Genomic DNA, 319 nt, shown 5'->3' on the forward strand with positions numbered 1-319 from the left:
TTTCTTGATTGTTGGCGGCACGATTTCTGCGGCACCCTTCGACCCGCTCAACCGTTGTGCTTGGGTTATACTGTGTTTTTGTAAGGGGTATCCAGTTAGCTCCACAATTGGAAAACTACTGGATGCATGTCCAGTAGTATACTACTCTGAATTTTTCGGCCTCGCGCCCGTTTTTTTGGTCACATCGCGGTAAGTTACGGGGCTCGTCACGACGGCTTGCTGGAGCAATCTGTAGAAGAGCATTCCGCGTGAGCCGGAGCTGCGCCGGTTGAACCGGAACACGAATTCATCCAGATAGGCGTCAAGGTGAGCAGGCTGA

General features: G+C 52.0%; 1 pseudogene. It reads right to left on the reverse strand.

Annotated features, from left to right (window positions below):
• Positions 1 to 141 precede the first annotated feature (141 nt).
• Positions 142 to 319 (reverse strand): annotated as a pseudogene (locus tag D0817_RS27085) (IS1595 family transposase); the annotation flags it as partial.

This window comes from Flavobacterium cupreum, assembly GCF_003996965.1.
In the GTDB taxonomy this organism is placed as follows: Bacteria; Bacteroidota; Bacteroidia; order Flavobacteriales; family Flavobacteriaceae; genus Flavobacterium; species Flavobacterium cupreum.